This window comes from Streptomyces sp. NPDC085937 (assembly GCF_044540535.1).
In the GTDB taxonomy this organism is placed as follows: Bacteria; Actinomycetota; Actinomycetes; order Streptomycetales; family Streptomycetaceae; genus Streptomyces.
This window is the reverse complement of record NZ_JBITSH010000006.1, coordinates 314,938-328,867: the sequence shown is the minus strand read 5'-3', so window position 1 is coordinate 328,867 and position 13,930 is coordinate 314,938. Positions and strand designations below refer to the sequence as shown.

The following is a 13,930-nucleotide window of genomic DNA, read 5'->3' as shown; positions in this document are numbered from 1 at the left end:
CCCCTGAGGTGTCGTGGGTCAGTTGCCGACGCGGCGGCGCAGGTCCTGGAACGCGGTGTAGTTGGCGATGACCTCGATCCGGCCCGGCGGAGACATCTGGATCGCCTGGTCGAGGTTCTCGCACACCTGGAACTGCTGGTTGGCGACCTCCAGACGCACCGCGAGGTCCAGCTTGCGGTCACCGATGACGCAGATCGGGTGGCCGGTCAGCCGGGTGTAGTCGACGTCCCACAGCCAGGAGGTGTCGGTGCCGTCGGCGGAGCGCGCGTTCACCGAGAGGATCACCGGGGTCGGCGGCGGGTCGATCAGGGAGAACGTCTCCAGCCAGCCGGCGGGGTTCTTCGCGAGCAGCAGGCGCAGGTCACGGCCCTGGAACTGGACGACGTCGTAGCGGCCGGCCACGGCCTGCACCTGGTACATCCGCTCCAGGGCGACCTGCGGCGGCACCCCGAAGACGGCGGCGACGGCGGCGGAGGACGCGGCGTTGGCCTTGTTGGCGCGGCCCGGCAGCTGGAGGTGGATCGGCCAGGCGGAGCCGTGCGGGTCGAGCACATGGTCGCCGGAGAGCGCCCAGCTCGGCGTGGGGCGGCGGAAGCCGCACTCGCCGCAGAACCAGTCGTCGCCGGGGCGCTGCATCACACCGCCGCAGGACGGGCAGGACCAGGCGTCGTCCTTCCACATCTGGCCGGCGGCCACCCAGATCACGTTGGGGGAGGACGAGGCGGCCCACACCACCAGCGGGTCGTCGGCGTTGGCCACGACGACGGCCTTGGTGCCGGCCAGGCCCTCGCGCCAGTTCTCGGCGAGCATCCGGGTCTCCGCGGCGCGGTCGAGCTGGTCGCGGGAGAGGTTGAGCAGCGCGATGCACTTCGGCTCGGTGGCCTGGGCGACGCCGACGAGGTACTTCTCGTCGACCTCGATCACACCGAAGCGGGACTCCGCGCCGGCCGCGAGGGCCGAGGTGATGCCGGCCGGCATGTTCGCGCCGAGGGCGTTGGAGACGACCGGGCCGGCCGCCTTGAGCGCCTCGGCGATGAGCCGGGTGGTGGTGGTCTTGCCGTTGGTCGCCGAGACGAGGGTCACGTCCAGGTGCTGGGCGAGCCGGGCGAGGAGATCGGGGTCGAGTTTGAGTGCCACCCGGCCGCCGATCACCGAACCGCTGCCGCGTCCCGCGGCGCGGGACGCCGCTGCGACCGCCTTTCCGGCGGTCACGGCCAGCTTGGCCCGCGGCGTGAGCGGGTCCGAGTTGCCTGCCATCAGTTCTCGATCCTCCTTGCGTACGCGCCGCGTCTGTGCCTGACGGCCACGTGGTGTGGGCTCAGCCTATCGAGATCCATTCGCCCTCCTGAACCGTGGCCTCCATCGTGAGACGGGGCGGGGTCGCTAGGACCGTACCCTTGCCGCCATGCGACACGGCTCCATCCCCGGCGTCCACGGACGCGTCCGGCCCCTCACCCTGCTCGGCGACCCGGTGCTGCACGCGCCCTGCGCGGAGGTCACCGACTTCGGTCCGGAACTCGCCCGGCTGGTGGACGACTTGTTCGCGACGATGTACGCGGCGCGGGGCGTGGGCCTGGCCGCGAACCAGATCGGGGTGCCGCTGCGGGTGTTCGTCTTCGACTGCCCGGACGACGAGGAAGTGCGCCATCTGGGGCACGTGGTGAACCCGCGGCCGGTGGTGACGGACGGTGTGGTGGTGCGCGGCCCCGAGGGCTGTCTGTCGCTGCCCGGCCTGGAGGCGGGGACGGAGCGGTACGACCATGCGGTGGTCGAGGGCGTCACCGTGACCGGGGAGCCGGTCACCGTGCACGGCACGGGCTTCTTCGCCCGGTGCCTCCAGCACGAGAGCGACCATCTGGAGGGCACGGTCTACGCCGACCGGCTCGCCGGCCGCCGCCACCGCAAGCTGATGCGTCAGGTCTCCCGGGCCTCCTGGCACCGCCCGGCCTGACGGCCGTGCCGGGAGCCGCGGCTCCACCGCCCCGCCCGAGCCGGGCCCCGGTCCGGGGTTCAGAACCCCGGACCTCCGGCCTTGTCGCCCGCGGCCGCCAGGCGGCCCCACAGCAGGTCGGCCAGGCTGCGCACCAACTCGGCCCGCGAGCAGGGGCGTTCGCCCAGCCACCAGTCGCCGGCCGCGTGCATCATGCCGACGATGCCGTGGCCCCAGACCCGGGCCAGCTGGTGGCTGCCCGGTCCGAGGTCCAGGCGCTCCTCGATCACCTGCGCCAGCTCCTCGCCCATCCGGCGCAGCAGCGGCGCCGAGTGCTTGCCGACGTCGAAGGTCTGGTCGCTCGGCGCGCCCTCCGCCGGGTGCATCAGGAAGCGGTACACCTGGGGCCGCGCCTCGATCGCCGACAGGTAGGTGTCCAGGGTGGCCTCGACCCGCTCCCGCCGCTCCGCGGGGGCGTCCAGGGCGGCCCGCAGCGAGGACAGCAGGGCGTCGGTGTGCCGTTTGGCCAGGGCGGCGTAGAGTCCCCCCTTGTCGCCGAAGTGCCGGTAGAGGATCGGCTTGGTGATGCCGGCCTCGGCGGCGATGGCGTTCATCGAGGCTCCCGGGCCGTCGCGGAGCACCACTCGGTCGGCGGCCTCCAGCAGCTCGCGCCGGCGTCGGTCGGCGGACCGCTGCTGCTCGGTCCGCTGTGTGGTGTCCATGTGCTCTCCCCACCCGTGCTGAATCGGTGACGCCTGCGCAAACTAACACTGACCACGGTCCGGACATCGAACGGGATACCGACCCGTCCTGGGGAGTTGACTTTTCCTACTTGCCGGTAACAGACTGGGGTTACCGCAAGTAACACGCACGTGTGCCGCCGCTGGAGGAGTCATGGCCGAGTTCACCATGGAGCTCAACGACGAACAGAAGGAGGTGCGGGACTGGCTGCACGGCTTCGCCGCCGACGTCATCCGCCCCGCCGCCGCCGAATGGGACGAGCGTGAGGAGACTCCCTGGCCGGTCATCCAGGAGGCGGCCAAGGTCGGCATCTACTCCCTGGACTTCTACGCCCAGCAGTACTTCGACGCAACCGGCCTCGGCATCCCCATGGCGATGGAGGAGCTGTTCTGGGGCGACGCGGGCATCGCGCTGTCGATCGTCGGCACCGGCCTCGCGGCCGTCGGCGTCCTCGCCAACGGCACCGAGGAGCAGATCGGCACCTGGATCCCGCAGATGTACGGCGACGCGAACGACGTGAAGGTCGCCGCGTTCTGCTCCTCCGAGCCCGACGCCGGCTCCGACGTGGCGTCGATGCGCACCCGCGCGGTGTACGACGAGGCCAAGGACGAGTGGGTCCTCAACGGCACCAAGACGTGGGCGACCAACGGCGGCATCGCCAACGTCCACGTCGTGGTCGCGGTCGTCGACCCGGACCTCGGCTCCAAGGGCCACGCCTCCTTCATCATCCCGCCGAACACCCCCGGCTGCTCGCAGGGCCAGAAGTTCAAGAAGCACGGCATCCGCGCCTCGCACACCGCCGAGGTCATCCTGGACAACGTCCGCGTCCCCGGCTCCTGCCTGCTCGGCGGCAAGGAGAAGCTGGACGAGCGCCTGGCCCGCGCCCGGGAGCGGGCTAAGAAGGGCGGCGAGCGCGTCAAGAACGCCGCCATGGCCACCTTCGAGGCGTCCCGCCCGGCCGTCGGCGCCATGGCGGTGGGCACCGCCCGCGCCGCCTACGAGGTCGCCCTGGAGTACGCCCAGACGCGTGAACAGTTCGGCCGCCCGATCATCGACAACCAGGGCGTCGCCTTCCAGCTCGCCGACATGCGCACCCAGATCGACGCCGCCCGCCTGCTGGTGTGGCGCGCCTCCTGGATGGCGGTCAACGGCAAGCCGTTCACCGCGGCCGAGGGCTCGATGTCGAAGCTGTTCGCCAGCGAGACCGCCAAGAAGGTCACCGCCCAGGCGATCCAGATCCTCGGCGGCAACGGCTACACCCGCGAGTACCCGGTCGAGCGGATGCACCGGGACGCCGCCATCTACACCATCTTCGAAGGGACGAGCGAGATCCAGCGCCTGGTGATCGCCCGCACCCTCTCGGGCATGCCCATCCGCTAGCGGCTGCCCCCACGGAACGACCCGGCGGTGCGGGCGGCACCGCCGGGTCTCACGTTTCTCGTGGTGTCCGTCACGGCGTGGTGCCGCTGCTGTGGGCGATGCACGCGACGTCGATCCGGTCGGCGAGCTTCGCGAGTTCGATCGTCAGCGCGGCGACCGTGTCCTCGTCGAGCCCGCCCTCGCCGGCCTCGACCAGCCGGACCCACCGGCCTCCCACCGTGCGCAGCAGCTTGCTGACGTCGGCGGCGGCCACCTGGAGGGTGCCGCGATCGTCGACGATCAGAGGCAGTGTCACTTCGCGGTTCACAGTCGGGATCGTAGCCGTGCGGGCGTCACGCGCCGTGCCAAACCGTGGTGATGTTGCAGAACTCGCGGATTCCGTGCCCGGACAGCTCACGCCCGTACCCGGAGCGCTTCACCCCGCCGAACGGGAACGCCGGGTGGGACGCCGTCATGCCGTTCACGTACACGCTGCCCGCCTCCAGATCCCGCACGAACCGGTCGATCTCCGCCTCGTCACGGGTCCAGACGTTGGAACTCAGCCCGAAAAGCGTGTCGTTGGCGATCAGTACCGCTTCGTCCAGGTCGTCCACGCGGTAGAGCGTGGCGACCGGCCCGAAGGTCTCCTCCCGGTGGATGCGCATCTCCCGGTCGATCCCGGCCAGCACGGTCGGCGGGTAGAACCAGCCGGGCCCGTCCGGGCGTTCGCCACCGCACAGCACCGTGGCGCCGGCCCGCACGGCGTCGTCGACCAGCTCCTCCAGGTCCTCGCGGCCCTGTTCGCTGGAGAGCGGACCGACGTCGGTGTCCTCCTCGGTCGGGTCGCCGACCTTCAGCGCCTTCATCCCGGCGACGAACCGCTCGGCGAAGGCGTCGTAGACGTCCGTGTGCACGATGAACCGCTTGGCGGCGATGCAGGACTGCCCGGCGTTCTGCACCCGGGCGGTCACCGCGACCTCGGCGGCCCGGTCCAGGTCGGCTGACGGCATGACCACGAACGGGTCGCTGCCGCCCAGCTCCAGCACCGTCTTCTTGATCATCTCCCCGGCGGTGGAGGCGACGGCCCGGCCCGCGGGCTCGCTGCCCGTCAGGGTGGCCGCCTTGATCCGCTCGTCCCGCAGCAGGTCGTCGATCGCGGCGGAGCCGATCAGCAGGGTCTGGAAGCAGCCCTCGGTGAAGCCCGCGCGGTGGAAGAGGTCCTCCAGGTACAGGGCGGTCTGCGGCACGTTCGACGCGTGCTTGAGCAGCCCGACGTTGCCCGCCATCAGTGCGGGGGCGGCGAACCGCACCACCTGCCACAGCGGGAAGTTCCACGGCATCACCGCGAGCACCGGCCCCAGCGGCCGGTAGCGCACCAGCACCCGGGAGGCGCCGGAGTCCTTCACGTCGGAGGCGCCGGGCTCCTCGTCGGCGAGCAGCCCGGCCGCGTGGTCGGCGTACCAGTGCATCGCCTTGGCGCACTTCGCGGCCTCCGCGCGGGCCTGCGTGATCGGCTTGCCCATCTCCGTGGTGATCACCCGGCCGATGGCGTCCTGGTCCTCGTCCAGGATCTCCGCGGCCCGGTGCATCAGGCGGGAGCGTTCCTCGAAGGCCGTCGTCCGGTACGTGCGGAACGTGGCCTCCGCGAGCTGGAGCCGGCGTTCCAGCTCGTCCTCGTCCATGGGGTGGTACGTCTTGACGGTCTCGCCGTTCGCCGGATTCACCGTGGCGATGTGCATCACTGGCCTCCATGGGACGGGCTGTGCTCTGACGACCTTCCCGCGCGCCGGTGGGCGCCGCAACGCGGGAGGGCCTCTCAGAGCGAGTGCTCCGCCAGGCGGTCCAGAAACGCGGTCTGTGCGGAGACGACCACCTCTCGGGCCCGCTCCAGGGAGAACCAGGCGACCCGGTCCAGCTCCGGGAAGTCCCGCGTCCGTCCCGACCTGGGCGGCCACTCCATGGTGAACGTGCCGGGCACCACGGCCGCCGGGTCCAGGTCGGCCTCCACCGCCCAGGCGGTCACGGTCTTGCCGCCCGACTGGCGCACCTCCCCGAGAGGCACCGCCTCCCCGTCCGGCGGGGGCAGCCCCAGCTCCTCCTCGAACTCGCGGCGCGCCGCCTCCCAGGCGGGCTCGTCGGGCTCGTACTCGCCCTTCGGCACCGTCCACGCGCCGGCGTCCCGGCGTGCGTAGAAGGGGCCGCCCATGTGACCGAGCAGCACCTCGACGCCCACGCCGGTGCGCCGGAACAGCAGCAGCCCGGCGCTGCGGGCCTTCGTCACGGCCGTACCTCCGGGTGGGCGGCGAGCAGGGTCTCGACCGTGTCCGCCTCCTCCGGGCGCTTGTCCTCGCGGTAGCGGATCACCCGGGCGAAGCGCAGGGTGACACCGGCCGGGTAGCGGCTGGAGCGCTGCAGGCCGTCGTAGGCGATCTCCACGACGAGTTCGGGACGCACGGTCACGGTGTAGCCGCTCTCGTCGACCGCGATCTCCCGCAGCCGCTCGGTCTGCCACCGGAGCATCGCGTCGGTCATGCCCTTGAACGTCTTGCCGAGCATCACGAAGCCGCCGTCGCCGGCGCGGGCGCCCAGGTGCAGGTTGGACAGCTTCCCGGTGCGCCGCCCGTGACCCCACTCGGCGGCCAGCACCACCAGGTCCAGCGTGTGCACCGGCTTGACCTTCAGCCAGGACGCGCCGCGCCGCCCCGCGCTGTAGGAAGCGTCCAGGGCCTTGACGACGACGCCCTCGTGCCCGCGCTCCAGCGTCTCGGCGAGGAACCGCTCCGCCGCGTCCAGGTCCTCGGGTCCCGACACCACCGTGCGCCGCACCCGCATCGGTTCCGGGACCAGCCGGGCCAGTTCCGCGTGCCGTTCGGTGAACGGCAGGTCCAGCAGGTCGCGGCCGTCGACCGAGAGCGCGTCGAAGAACACCGGGGCGACGGGCGTCTCCCGGGCCGCCGTCACCACGTCCACCCGGGACCCGACCCGCCCGGCGGTCTCCTGGAAGGACCGCGGCCGCCCCGTGCCGTCGAAGGAGATGACCTCCCCGTCCAGGATGAACCGCCCCACCGCCAGCTCCCGCGCCGCGGCGGTCACCTCGGGCAGCCGGTCCGTGATGTCGTCCAGGGTGCGGGTGTGCACCCGCACGGTGTCCCCGTCGCGGTGCACCTGGACGCGGATGCCGTCGAGCTTCTCCTCGACCGCGCAGGCACCCAGCTTCCCGACCGCCTCGGCGACCGAGGAGGCGCTGTGCGCCAGCATCGGCTGCACCGGACGCCCGACGGTGAGCCGGAACCGCTCCAGGGCCCCGGGCCCGTCCGCCAGCAGTGCCCCGGCGACCGGCTGCAGGGACCCGGCGAGCATCACCGCCCGCCGTACGTCCGCCGGGGCCGCGCCCGTCGCCCGGGCCAGCCCTTCCACCGCCACCGCGTCCAGCGCGCCCTGCCGGACCTCGCCGGTGAGCAGCCCCACCAGGAACCGCTGCTCCGCCTCGGTGGACGCGCCCAGCAGCTCGCCGACCAGCCGGCCGCGTTCCGCCTGCGAGCCGGGCCCGGACACCTCGGCGAGCCGGGTGAGCAGCGCGTCCACCTCGCGCACCGTCAGGGACGGCTCGGCGGCGGGCGCGACCGGACGGCCCAGCACCTTCCAGCCGACGCCGATCCGCCCCTGCGGCAGCCGGCCCGCCAGATAGGGGATGACCACCGGGACGTCGTCCGGCCCGGCCTCCCGGAACAGCTCGGCGAGCAGGTCGGTCTTCCGGGACCGCGCCGAGGTGGCGGCCACCTCCTGGGACACCTGGGCCAGCCGGGACAGCAACATGCAGCCATGGTGCTACGGAGGCGGGCCCTCCACACCCGCGCCGCGCACGGTCATCCGGCGATCGCCGCGTCCAGGTCCGTCATCCGCAGGTCCCCGACGACCGCGGTCGCCGCCCGGTACCCGCCGCTCGCCGCGTGCACCACCTGCTCGGTGAACCCGATCGCGTTGCCCGCCGCCCACACGCCCGGCACGCTGGTCAGCCCGTTCCCGTCGACGACCGGGTACGTCCCGAACGGCGTCCGGTCCATCTCCGCGCCCAGCCGTTCCAGCAGCCCCGTCTGCGGCACCGGACGCGGCCCCACGAACAGCACGGACCGGGGGTGCACGGTGCCGTCGGACATCCGCACCCCGGTGAGCCGGTCGTCCTCGGCCACCAGCCCGGCCACCTCGCCGGGCACCACGCCCACCCCGGCCGCGGCCAGCCGCCGCAGGTCGAGGTCGGTCAGCTCCTCCTCGGCGACCCGGTGCAGGAACAGGGTCGTGTCCTTCGACCACCGGGACACCATCAGCGCCTGGTGCACGCTCATCGCGCTCGACGCGAGCACCCCGAAGGGCTCGTCGCGCACCTCCCAGCCGTGGCAGAACGGGCAGTGCAGCACGTCCCGTCCGAACCGCTCGGCGACCCCGGGGACGTCCGGCATCTCGTCCTTCAGCCCGGTGGCCACGATCAGCCGCCGCGCGCGCACGCTCCGGCCCTTCTCCAGCGCCACCGTGAAGTCCTCGCCGGGGGTGACGTCCACGACCAGGTCCCGGACCAGCTCCACGCCGTAGCGCGCGATCTCCTCCCGGCCGAGCGCCAGGAACTCGGCGGGCGCCATCCCGTCCCGGGTCAGATAGCCCTGCATGTGCGCCGAGGGGGCGTTGCGCGGCTCGCCGGCGTCGACCACCAGCGTGCGGTGCCGGGCCCGCCCCAGCACCAGCGCGGCGGACAGTCCCGCCGCTCCTCCTCCCACCACGACCACGTCGTAGCGGCTTTCCGTGCGGTCCGTCTCGTTCGTCGTCTGCATGGCGACCACCTCCACCACGACGGTCGCCCCGGACGGCGCGGATTGACAAACAACTTTGCCGAAACTGCAATGTGCGCATGGTGACGGACGACGTTCTCGCGAAAGTGGGCCCCCGGCTGCGCCGGATCAGGAAGGAACGGGAGGTGACGCTCTCGGCGCTGGCGGAGGCGACCGGCATCTCGGTCAGCACCCTGTCCCGGCTGGAGTCCGGGCAGCGCAAACCGGGCCTGGACCTGCTGCTGCCGATCGCCCAGGCCCATCAGGTGTCGCTGGACGAACTGGTCGGCGCGCCCCCGGTGGGTGATCCACGGGTGCGCGCCCGGCCGATCGAGCGGGGCGGGCGCACCCACTGGCCGCTCACCCGGCAGCCCGGCGGCCTCCAGGCGTACAAGGTGCTCGAACCCAAGCGGAAGCTGGAACCCGACCCGCGCACCCACGAGGGCTACGAGTGGCTGTACATCCTCTCCGGCAGGCTGCGGCTGGTGCTGGGCGACCACGACGTGGTGCTGACGCCGGGGGAGGCCGCCGAGTTCGACACGCGGGTGCCGCACTGGTTCGGCTCGACGGGGGAGGGGCCGGTGGAGTTCCTCAGCCTGTTCGGACCGCAGGGGGAGCGGATGCATGTTCGGGCGCGGCCGAAGACGGGCTGAGCGGGACGGTTCCCAAGAGGCAAGCGACCGCTTAGTATGCGGGGACCCGGTCAGCGAAGACGACGTTCCCCGTCCCGTGGAGGCCCCGCATGCAGGCATGGCAAGTGCACGAACTCGGCGAGCCGGGCGAGGTGATGCGCCTCGCCGACGTCGAACGGCCGACCCCCGGGGAGGGGCAGGTGCTGCTCCGGGTGCGCGCCGCCGCCGTCAACTTCCCGGACGCCCTGATGTGCCGGGGCCAGTACCAGACGCGGCCGCCGCTGCCGTTCACGCCGGGCGTGGAGATCTGCGGCGAGACCGAGGACGGCCGCCGCGTGATCGCCAACCCGGCCCTGCCGCACGGCGGTCTCGCCGAGTACGCCCTCGCGGACGCCGCCGCCCTGCTGCCCGCGCCGGACGCGCTGGACGACGCCGAGGCCTCCGCCCTGCACATCGGCTACCAGACGGCCTGGTTCGCCCTGCACCGGCGGGCCCGCCTGGAGGCCGGCGAGACCCTGCTCGTGCACGCCGCCGCGGGCGGGGTGGGCAGCGCCGCCGTGCAGCTCGGCAAGGCGGCCGGGGCCACCGTCATCGGTGTGGCCGGCGGCGCCGCGAAGGCGGCAGTGGCCCGCGAGCTGGGCTGCGACGTGGTGATCGACCGGTGCGAGCAGGACGTCGTCGCCGCGGTCAAGGAGGCCACCGGCGGACACGGCGCGGACGTGGTCTTCGACCCGGTCGGCGGAGACGCGTACACCCAGTCCGCCAAGACCGTCGCCTTCGAGGGCCGCATCGTGATCGTGGGCTTCGCGAGCGGCACCATCCCGAGCCCCGGCCTCAACCACGCCCTGATCAAGAACTACGCGATCCTCGGCCTGCACTGGGGCCTGTACAACACCAGGAACCCCGGGATGGTCCGGCACTGCCACGAGCAGCTCACCGAACTCGCAGCCAAGGGCGCGATCAAGCCGCTGGTGAGCGAGCGCGTCCCGCTCGCCGGGGCCGCCGACGCCGTGCAGCGCGTCGCCGACGGCGTCACCACGGGCCGCGTCACCGTGCTGCCGTCCCTGGAGAACGGAGCCGCCGCATGACCGACGCCGACGAACTGCGCCGCCGCACCGCCGCGTTGCTGACCGCGCACCCGCCCGCCGAGACCGAGCGCCTGGACTTCCTGCGGGCCCGCTTCGACGCCGGACTCGCCTGGGTGCACTTCCCCGAAGGGCTCGGCGGGCTGGGCCTGCCGCGCTCCCTCCAGGCCGTCGTCGACGCCGAACTGGCGGCCGCGGACGCCCCCGACAACGACCCGCGCCGCATCGGCATCGGTCTGGGCATGGCCGCCCCGACGATCCTCCAGTACGGCACCGAGGAGCAGAAGGCGCGCTTCCTGCGGCCGCTGTGGACCGGGGAGGAGGTCTGGTGCCAGCTCTTCAGCGAGCCCGGCGCCGGCTCCGACCTGGCCGCGCTCGGCACGCGCGCGGTCCGTGAGGGCGACGACTGGGTGGTGAACGGGCAGAAGGTGTGGACGTCCAGCGCCCATGTCGCCCGCTGGGCCATCCTCATCGCCCGCACCGACCCGGACGTGCCCAAGCACCGGGGCATCACCTACTTCGTGTGCGACATGACCGACCCCGGCGTCGAGGTGCGGCCGCTGCGCCAGATCACCGGCGAGGCCGAGTTCAACGAGGTGTTCCTCACCGACGTCCGCATCCCCGACAGCCGCCGCCTCGGCGAGGTCGGCGACGGCTGGCGGGTCGCCCAGACCACCCTGAACAACGAGCGCGTCGCCATCGGCGGCAGGCGGCTGCCCCGCGAGGGCGGCATGATCGGCCCGGTCGCGAAGACCTGGCGTGAACGTCCCGAACTGCGCACCCACGACCTGCACCAGCGGCTGCTGAAGCTGTGGGTCGAGGCCGAGGTCGCCCGGCTCACCGGCGAACGCCTGAGCCAGCAGCTCGTCGCCGGACAGCCCGGCCCCGAGGGCGCCGGCATGAAGCTCGCCTTCGCCCGCCTCAACCAGGAGATCAGCGGCCTGGAGGTCGAACTGCGCGGGGAGGAGGGGCTGTTGTACGACGACTGGACCATGCGCCGCCCCGAACTGGTCGACTTCACCGGCCGTGACGCCGGCTACCGCTATCTGCGCTCCAAGGGCAACAGCATCGAGGGCGGGACCAGCGAGGTCCTGCTGAACATCGTCGCCGAGCGCGTCCTGGGCCTGCCCGCCGAGCCGCGCACCGACAAGGACGTCGCCTGGAAGGACCTCGCCCGATGAGCGATCTGCTGTACTCGGAGGAGGAAGAGGCGCTGCGCGCCGCCGTCCGGGACCTGCTCACCGACCACTGCGACGCCGCGTCCGTGATCGCCCGGATCGAGTCGGACGCCCCGCACGACCTGTCCCTGTGGAAGGCGCTCGCCGACGGCATGGGGCTCGCCGGCCTGCTGGTGCCCGAGGACAGGGGCGGCCAGGGCGCCACCCACCGCGAAGCCGCCGTGGTCCTGGAGGAGCTGGGACGCGCGGTCGCGCCGGTGCCGTACCTGACGAGCGCCGTGGTGGCCACCGAGGCGCTGCTCGCCTGTGCGGACGGCGACGGCCTGCTCGCGGACCTGGCGTCCGGACGGGTGATCGGCGCGCTCGCCGTCGGCCTGCACACCGCCCCCGGCGCCGCGTACGCCGCCGTCCGCGCGGACGGCGGCACCCTGCACGGCGAGCTGACGGGCATCGCGGACGCCGCCGTCGCCGACGTCCTGCTGGTGCCGGCGGACGACGGCGGGCTGTACGCGGTGACGGCCGACGCGGTCACCGTCACCCCGCAGACGTCCCTCGACCTCACCCGGCCCCTCGCCCGCGTCACCCTCGACGGCGCCCCGGGCCGCCGCGTCGGCGACGCGGAGCCCGCCGTACGCCGCGCCCTGAGCGCGGGGGCGGGACTCCTCGCCTCGGAGCAACTCGGCGTCGCCGAGTGGGCGTTGACCGAAACGGTCCGGTACCTGAAGGACCGCAAGCAGTTCAACCGCCCTGTCGGCGGGTTCCAGGCGCTCAAGCACCGGCTCGCCCAGCTGTGGCTGGAGGTCGTCCACCTGCGCGCCGCCGCACGGGCCGCCGCCGACGCCCTCGCGACCGGCGAGGACACGGACGTGTCGGTCACCGTGGCGCAGGCCTACGCCGCCCCCGTCGCCGTCCGCGCCACCGAGGAAGCGGTGCAACTGCACGCCGGCATCGGCATGACCTGGGAACACCCGGCGCACCTGCACCTCAAGCGCGCCAAGGCCGACTCGATCGCCCTCGGCACGGCGGGCGCCCACCGCGAGGCGCTGGCCGGCCTGGTCGAACTGCCCGCGCCCTGACCGACCCGTCACCACGGACACCGGCGGCCCGCCCCCGAGGGGGCGGGCCGCCGACGTACCCGCCCCGAGATGAACGGGTGACGGCGAACCGGCCAACTCCTCGCACGTCTCTGCTTCTTGCGCGCCGCGGGACCCCATACTCGCTGGGACCCCGTACGGCACCTCAGGGAGGCAGAGCATGGCCCTCACCACCCGTCGCAGAGCCCTCACCGCCCTCGGCGCCGCCCTCGCGAGCCCGGCCGTCCTCCCCACGGCCCACGCGTCGGCCGGCCAACCCCCGCACCGGCCACGCCCGTTGTGGCGCGCCCACGCGCACAACGACTACGAGCACCCCCGCCCCCTGTTCGACGCCCTCGACCACCGCTTCGGCAGCGTCGAGGCGGACGTGTACCTCGTCGGCGGACAGCTCCTCGTCGCCCACGACCCCGAGGACCTCGACCCCGCCCGCACCCTGGAGTCCCTGTACCTGGACCCGCTCGCCGCCCGCGTCCGCGCCCATCACGGCCGGGTGTACCGCGGACACCGCGGCTCGCTCCAGCTCCTGATCGACCTCAAGACCGAGGGCGCGTCCACCTACGCCGAACTCGACCGCCGACTGCGCGGCTACGGGGGCCTGTTCACGACGTACGCCCACGGCAGGGTGCGGACCGGGCCGGTCACCGCCGTCGTCTCCGGCGACCGTGCCGCCCGCGCGCCCATGGAAGCGCAGCAGGTTCGCCACGCCTTCTACGACGGCCGGCTCACCGACCTCGGCGGCCCCGCGCCGGCCTCCTTCGCGCCGCTGATCAGCGACAACTGGACGCTCCACTTCACCTGGCAGGGCGTCGGCGCCTTCCCCGACGCCGAGCGCCGGAAACTGCGCGCCCTGGTGCGCACCGCTCACGCCCGCGGGCAGCGGGTGCGCTTCTGGGCCACCCCGGACGTGCCGGGTCCGGCCCGCGACGCGCTCTGGGGCGAACTGGTCGCGGCGGACGTCGACCACCTCAACACCGACGACCTGGCGGGCCTCGAAGCGTTCCTCGACGCCCACGGGAAGGCGTGACACCACACGTTCGGAGGACAGGTCAGCCGCCCGGACGAACCCTCCGCTACGCCACACTTGCGGCCGA

The 13,930-nt window shown here is 73.1% G+C and carries 14 protein-coding genes; 7 read left to right on the top strand and 7 right to left on the bottom strand.

From position 1 onward, the window contains the following. Window positions 1-18: 18 nt before the first annotated feature. A complete protein-coding gene (locus tag ACIF8S_RS16165) occupies window positions 19-1,257 on the bottom strand; it encodes a MurT ligase domain-containing protein (protein WP_024884935.1) in 1,239 nt (412 codons plus the stop codon). Between the two features lie 148 nt (window positions 1,258-1,405). On the opposite strand from ACIF8S_RS16165, the gene def reads away from it, so the two are divergent. Then, window positions 1,406-1,951 carry a peptide deformylase gene (gene def / locus ACIF8S_RS16160; RefSeq protein ID WP_399999750.1) on the top strand — a complete coding sequence of 182 codons (546 nt, stop codon included), beginning with the start codon at window positions 1,406-1,408 and terminating at the stop codon, window positions 1,949-1,951. A gap of 59 nt (window positions 1,952-2,010) precedes the next feature. On the opposite strand, the gene ACIF8S_RS16155 is transcribed toward def, so the two are convergent. Further along, a complete protein-coding gene (locus ACIF8S_RS16155) occupies window positions 2,011-2,652 on the bottom strand; it encodes a TetR family transcriptional regulator (RefSeq protein WP_399999749.1) in 642 nt (213 codons plus the stop codon). A 172-nt stretch (window positions 2,653-2,824) separates the two neighbouring features. On the opposite strand from ACIF8S_RS16155, the gene ACIF8S_RS16150 reads away from it, so the two are divergent. Next, on the top strand, window positions 2,825-4,051 hold the full coding sequence (locus ACIF8S_RS16150) for an acyl-CoA dehydrogenase family protein (protein ID WP_399999748.1): 1,227 nt from the start codon (window positions 2,825-2,827) through the stop codon (window positions 4,049-4,051). A gap of 70 nt (window positions 4,052-4,121) precedes the next feature. Here ACIF8S_RS16150 and ACIF8S_RS16145 read toward each other — a convergent pair whose 3' ends face one another. The 5 genes from ACIF8S_RS16145 to ACIF8S_RS16125 all read right to left on the bottom strand — a co-directional run bounded on the left by ACIF8S_RS16145 (window position 4,122) and on the right by ACIF8S_RS16125 (window position 8,853). Next, window positions 4,122-4,358 carry a DUF6213 family protein gene (locus tag ACIF8S_RS16145; protein ID WP_006135192.1) on the bottom strand — a complete coding sequence of 79 codons (237 nt, stop codon included), beginning with the start codon at window positions 4,356-4,358 and terminating at the stop codon, window positions 4,122-4,124. A gap of 25 nt (window positions 4,359-4,383) precedes the next feature. Then, entirely contained in the window at window positions 4,384-5,769 is a 1,386-nt protein-coding gene (locus ACIF8S_RS16140) for an NADP-dependent succinic semialdehyde dehydrogenase (RefSeq protein WP_399999747.1), read from the bottom strand. 77 nt (window positions 5,770-5,846) lie between these two features. Then, window positions 5,847-6,311: an NUDIX domain-containing protein gene (locus ACIF8S_RS16135; protein ID WP_399999746.1), complete on the bottom strand. Its 465-nt coding sequence runs from the start codon at window positions 6,309-6,311 to the stop codon at window positions 5,847-5,849. Then, a complete protein-coding gene (locus tag ACIF8S_RS16130; RefSeq protein WP_399999745.1) occupies window positions 6,308-7,846 on the bottom strand; it encodes an ATP-dependent DNA ligase in 1,539 nt (512 codons plus the stop codon). The genes ACIF8S_RS16135 and ACIF8S_RS16130 overlap by 4 nt, the downstream gene beginning before the upstream one ends. 50 nt (window positions 7,847-7,896) lie before the next feature. Then, window positions 7,897-8,853 carry an NAD(P)/FAD-dependent oxidoreductase gene (locus tag ACIF8S_RS16125; protein ID WP_399999744.1) on the bottom strand — a complete coding sequence of 319 codons (957 nt, stop codon included), beginning with the start codon at window positions 8,851-8,853 and terminating at the stop codon, window positions 7,897-7,899. A gap of 77 nt (window positions 8,854-8,930) precedes the next feature. Between ACIF8S_RS16125 and ACIF8S_RS16120 the strand changes: the two genes are divergently transcribed. The 5 genes from ACIF8S_RS16120 (at window position 8,931) to ACIF8S_RS16100 (ending at window position 13,863) form a co-directional block, all read left to right on the top strand. After that, a complete protein-coding gene (locus ACIF8S_RS16120) occupies window positions 8,931-9,503 on the top strand; it encodes a helix-turn-helix domain-containing protein (RefSeq protein ID WP_399999743.1) in 573 nt (190 codons plus the stop codon). A gap of 89 nt (window positions 9,504-9,592) precedes the next feature. Further along, window positions 9,593-10,570: an NADPH:quinone oxidoreductase family protein gene (locus ACIF8S_RS16115; protein WP_399999742.1), complete on the top strand. Its 978-nt coding sequence runs from the start codon at window positions 9,593-9,595 to the stop codon at window positions 10,568-10,570. Beyond that, on the top strand, window positions 10,567-11,748 hold the full coding sequence (locus ACIF8S_RS16110; protein ID WP_399999741.1) for an acyl-CoA dehydrogenase family protein: 1,182 nt from the start codon (window positions 10,567-10,569) through the stop codon (window positions 11,746-11,748). Before ACIF8S_RS16115 ends, ACIF8S_RS16110 begins: the two co-directional genes overlap by 4 nt. Then, entirely contained in the window at window positions 11,745-12,821 is a 1,077-nt protein-coding gene (locus tag ACIF8S_RS16105) for an acyl-CoA dehydrogenase family protein (protein ID WP_399999740.1), read from the top strand. The genes ACIF8S_RS16110 and ACIF8S_RS16105 overlap by 4 nt, the downstream gene beginning before the upstream one ends. A 178-nt stretch (window positions 12,822-12,999) precedes the next feature. Further along, the gene (locus tag ACIF8S_RS16100) at window positions 13,000-13,863 is read left to right on the top strand and encodes a phosphatidylinositol-specific phospholipase C/glycerophosphodiester phosphodiesterase family protein (protein ID WP_399999739.1); all 864 of its coding nucleotides are present in this window, start codon (window positions 13,000-13,002) and stop codon (window positions 13,861-13,863) included. Window positions 13,864-13,930 lie beyond the last annotated feature (67 nt).

What these genes read in the sequence shown, in the direction of transcription:
- ACIF8S_RS16110 (WP_399999741.1), top strand. Translation starts at nt 10,567, where the DNA reads ATGACCGACGCCGACGAACTGCGCCGCCGCACCGCCGCGTTGCTGACC.
- ACIF8S_RS16165 (WP_024884935.1), bottom strand. Translation starts at nt 1,257, where the DNA reads ATGGCAGGCAACTCGGACCCGCTCACGCCGCGGGCCAAGCTGGCCGTG.
- ACIF8S_RS16140 (WP_399999747.1), bottom strand. Translation starts at nt 5,769, where the DNA reads ATGCACATCGCCACGGTGAATCCGGCGAACGGCGAGACCGTCAAGACG.
- ACIF8S_RS16125 (WP_399999744.1), bottom strand. Translation starts at nt 8,853, where the DNA reads ATGCAGACGACGAACGAGACGGACCGCACGGAAAGCCGCTACGACGTG.
- ACIF8S_RS16150 (WP_399999748.1), top strand. Translation starts at nt 2,825, where the DNA reads ATGGCCGAGTTCACCATGGAGCTCAACGACGAACAGAAGGAGGTGCGG.
- ACIF8S_RS16105 (WP_399999740.1), top strand. Translation starts at nt 11,745, where the DNA reads ATGAGCGATCTGCTGTACTCGGAGGAGGAAGAGGCGCTGCGCGCCGCC.
- def (WP_399999750.1), top strand. Translation starts at nt 1,406, where the DNA reads ATGCGACACGGCTCCATCCCCGGCGTCCACGGACGCGTCCGGCCCCTC.
- ACIF8S_RS16100 (WP_399999739.1), top strand. Translation starts at nt 13,000, where the DNA reads ATGGCCCTCACCACCCGTCGCAGAGCCCTCACCGCCCTCGGCGCCGCC.
- ACIF8S_RS16130 (WP_399999745.1), bottom strand. Translation starts at nt 7,846, where the DNA reads ATGTTGCTGTCCCGGCTGGCCCAGGTGTCCCAGGAGGTGGCCGCCACC.
- ACIF8S_RS16155 (WP_399999749.1), bottom strand. Translation starts at nt 2,652, where the DNA reads ATGGACACCACACAGCGGACCGAGCAGCAGCGGTCCGCCGACCGACGC.
- ACIF8S_RS16115 (WP_399999742.1), top strand. Translation starts at nt 9,593, where the DNA reads ATGCAGGCATGGCAAGTGCACGAACTCGGCGAGCCGGGCGAGGTGATG.
- ACIF8S_RS16120 (WP_399999743.1), top strand. Translation starts at nt 8,931, where the DNA reads ATGGTGACGGACGACGTTCTCGCGAAAGTGGGCCCCCGGCTGCGCCGG.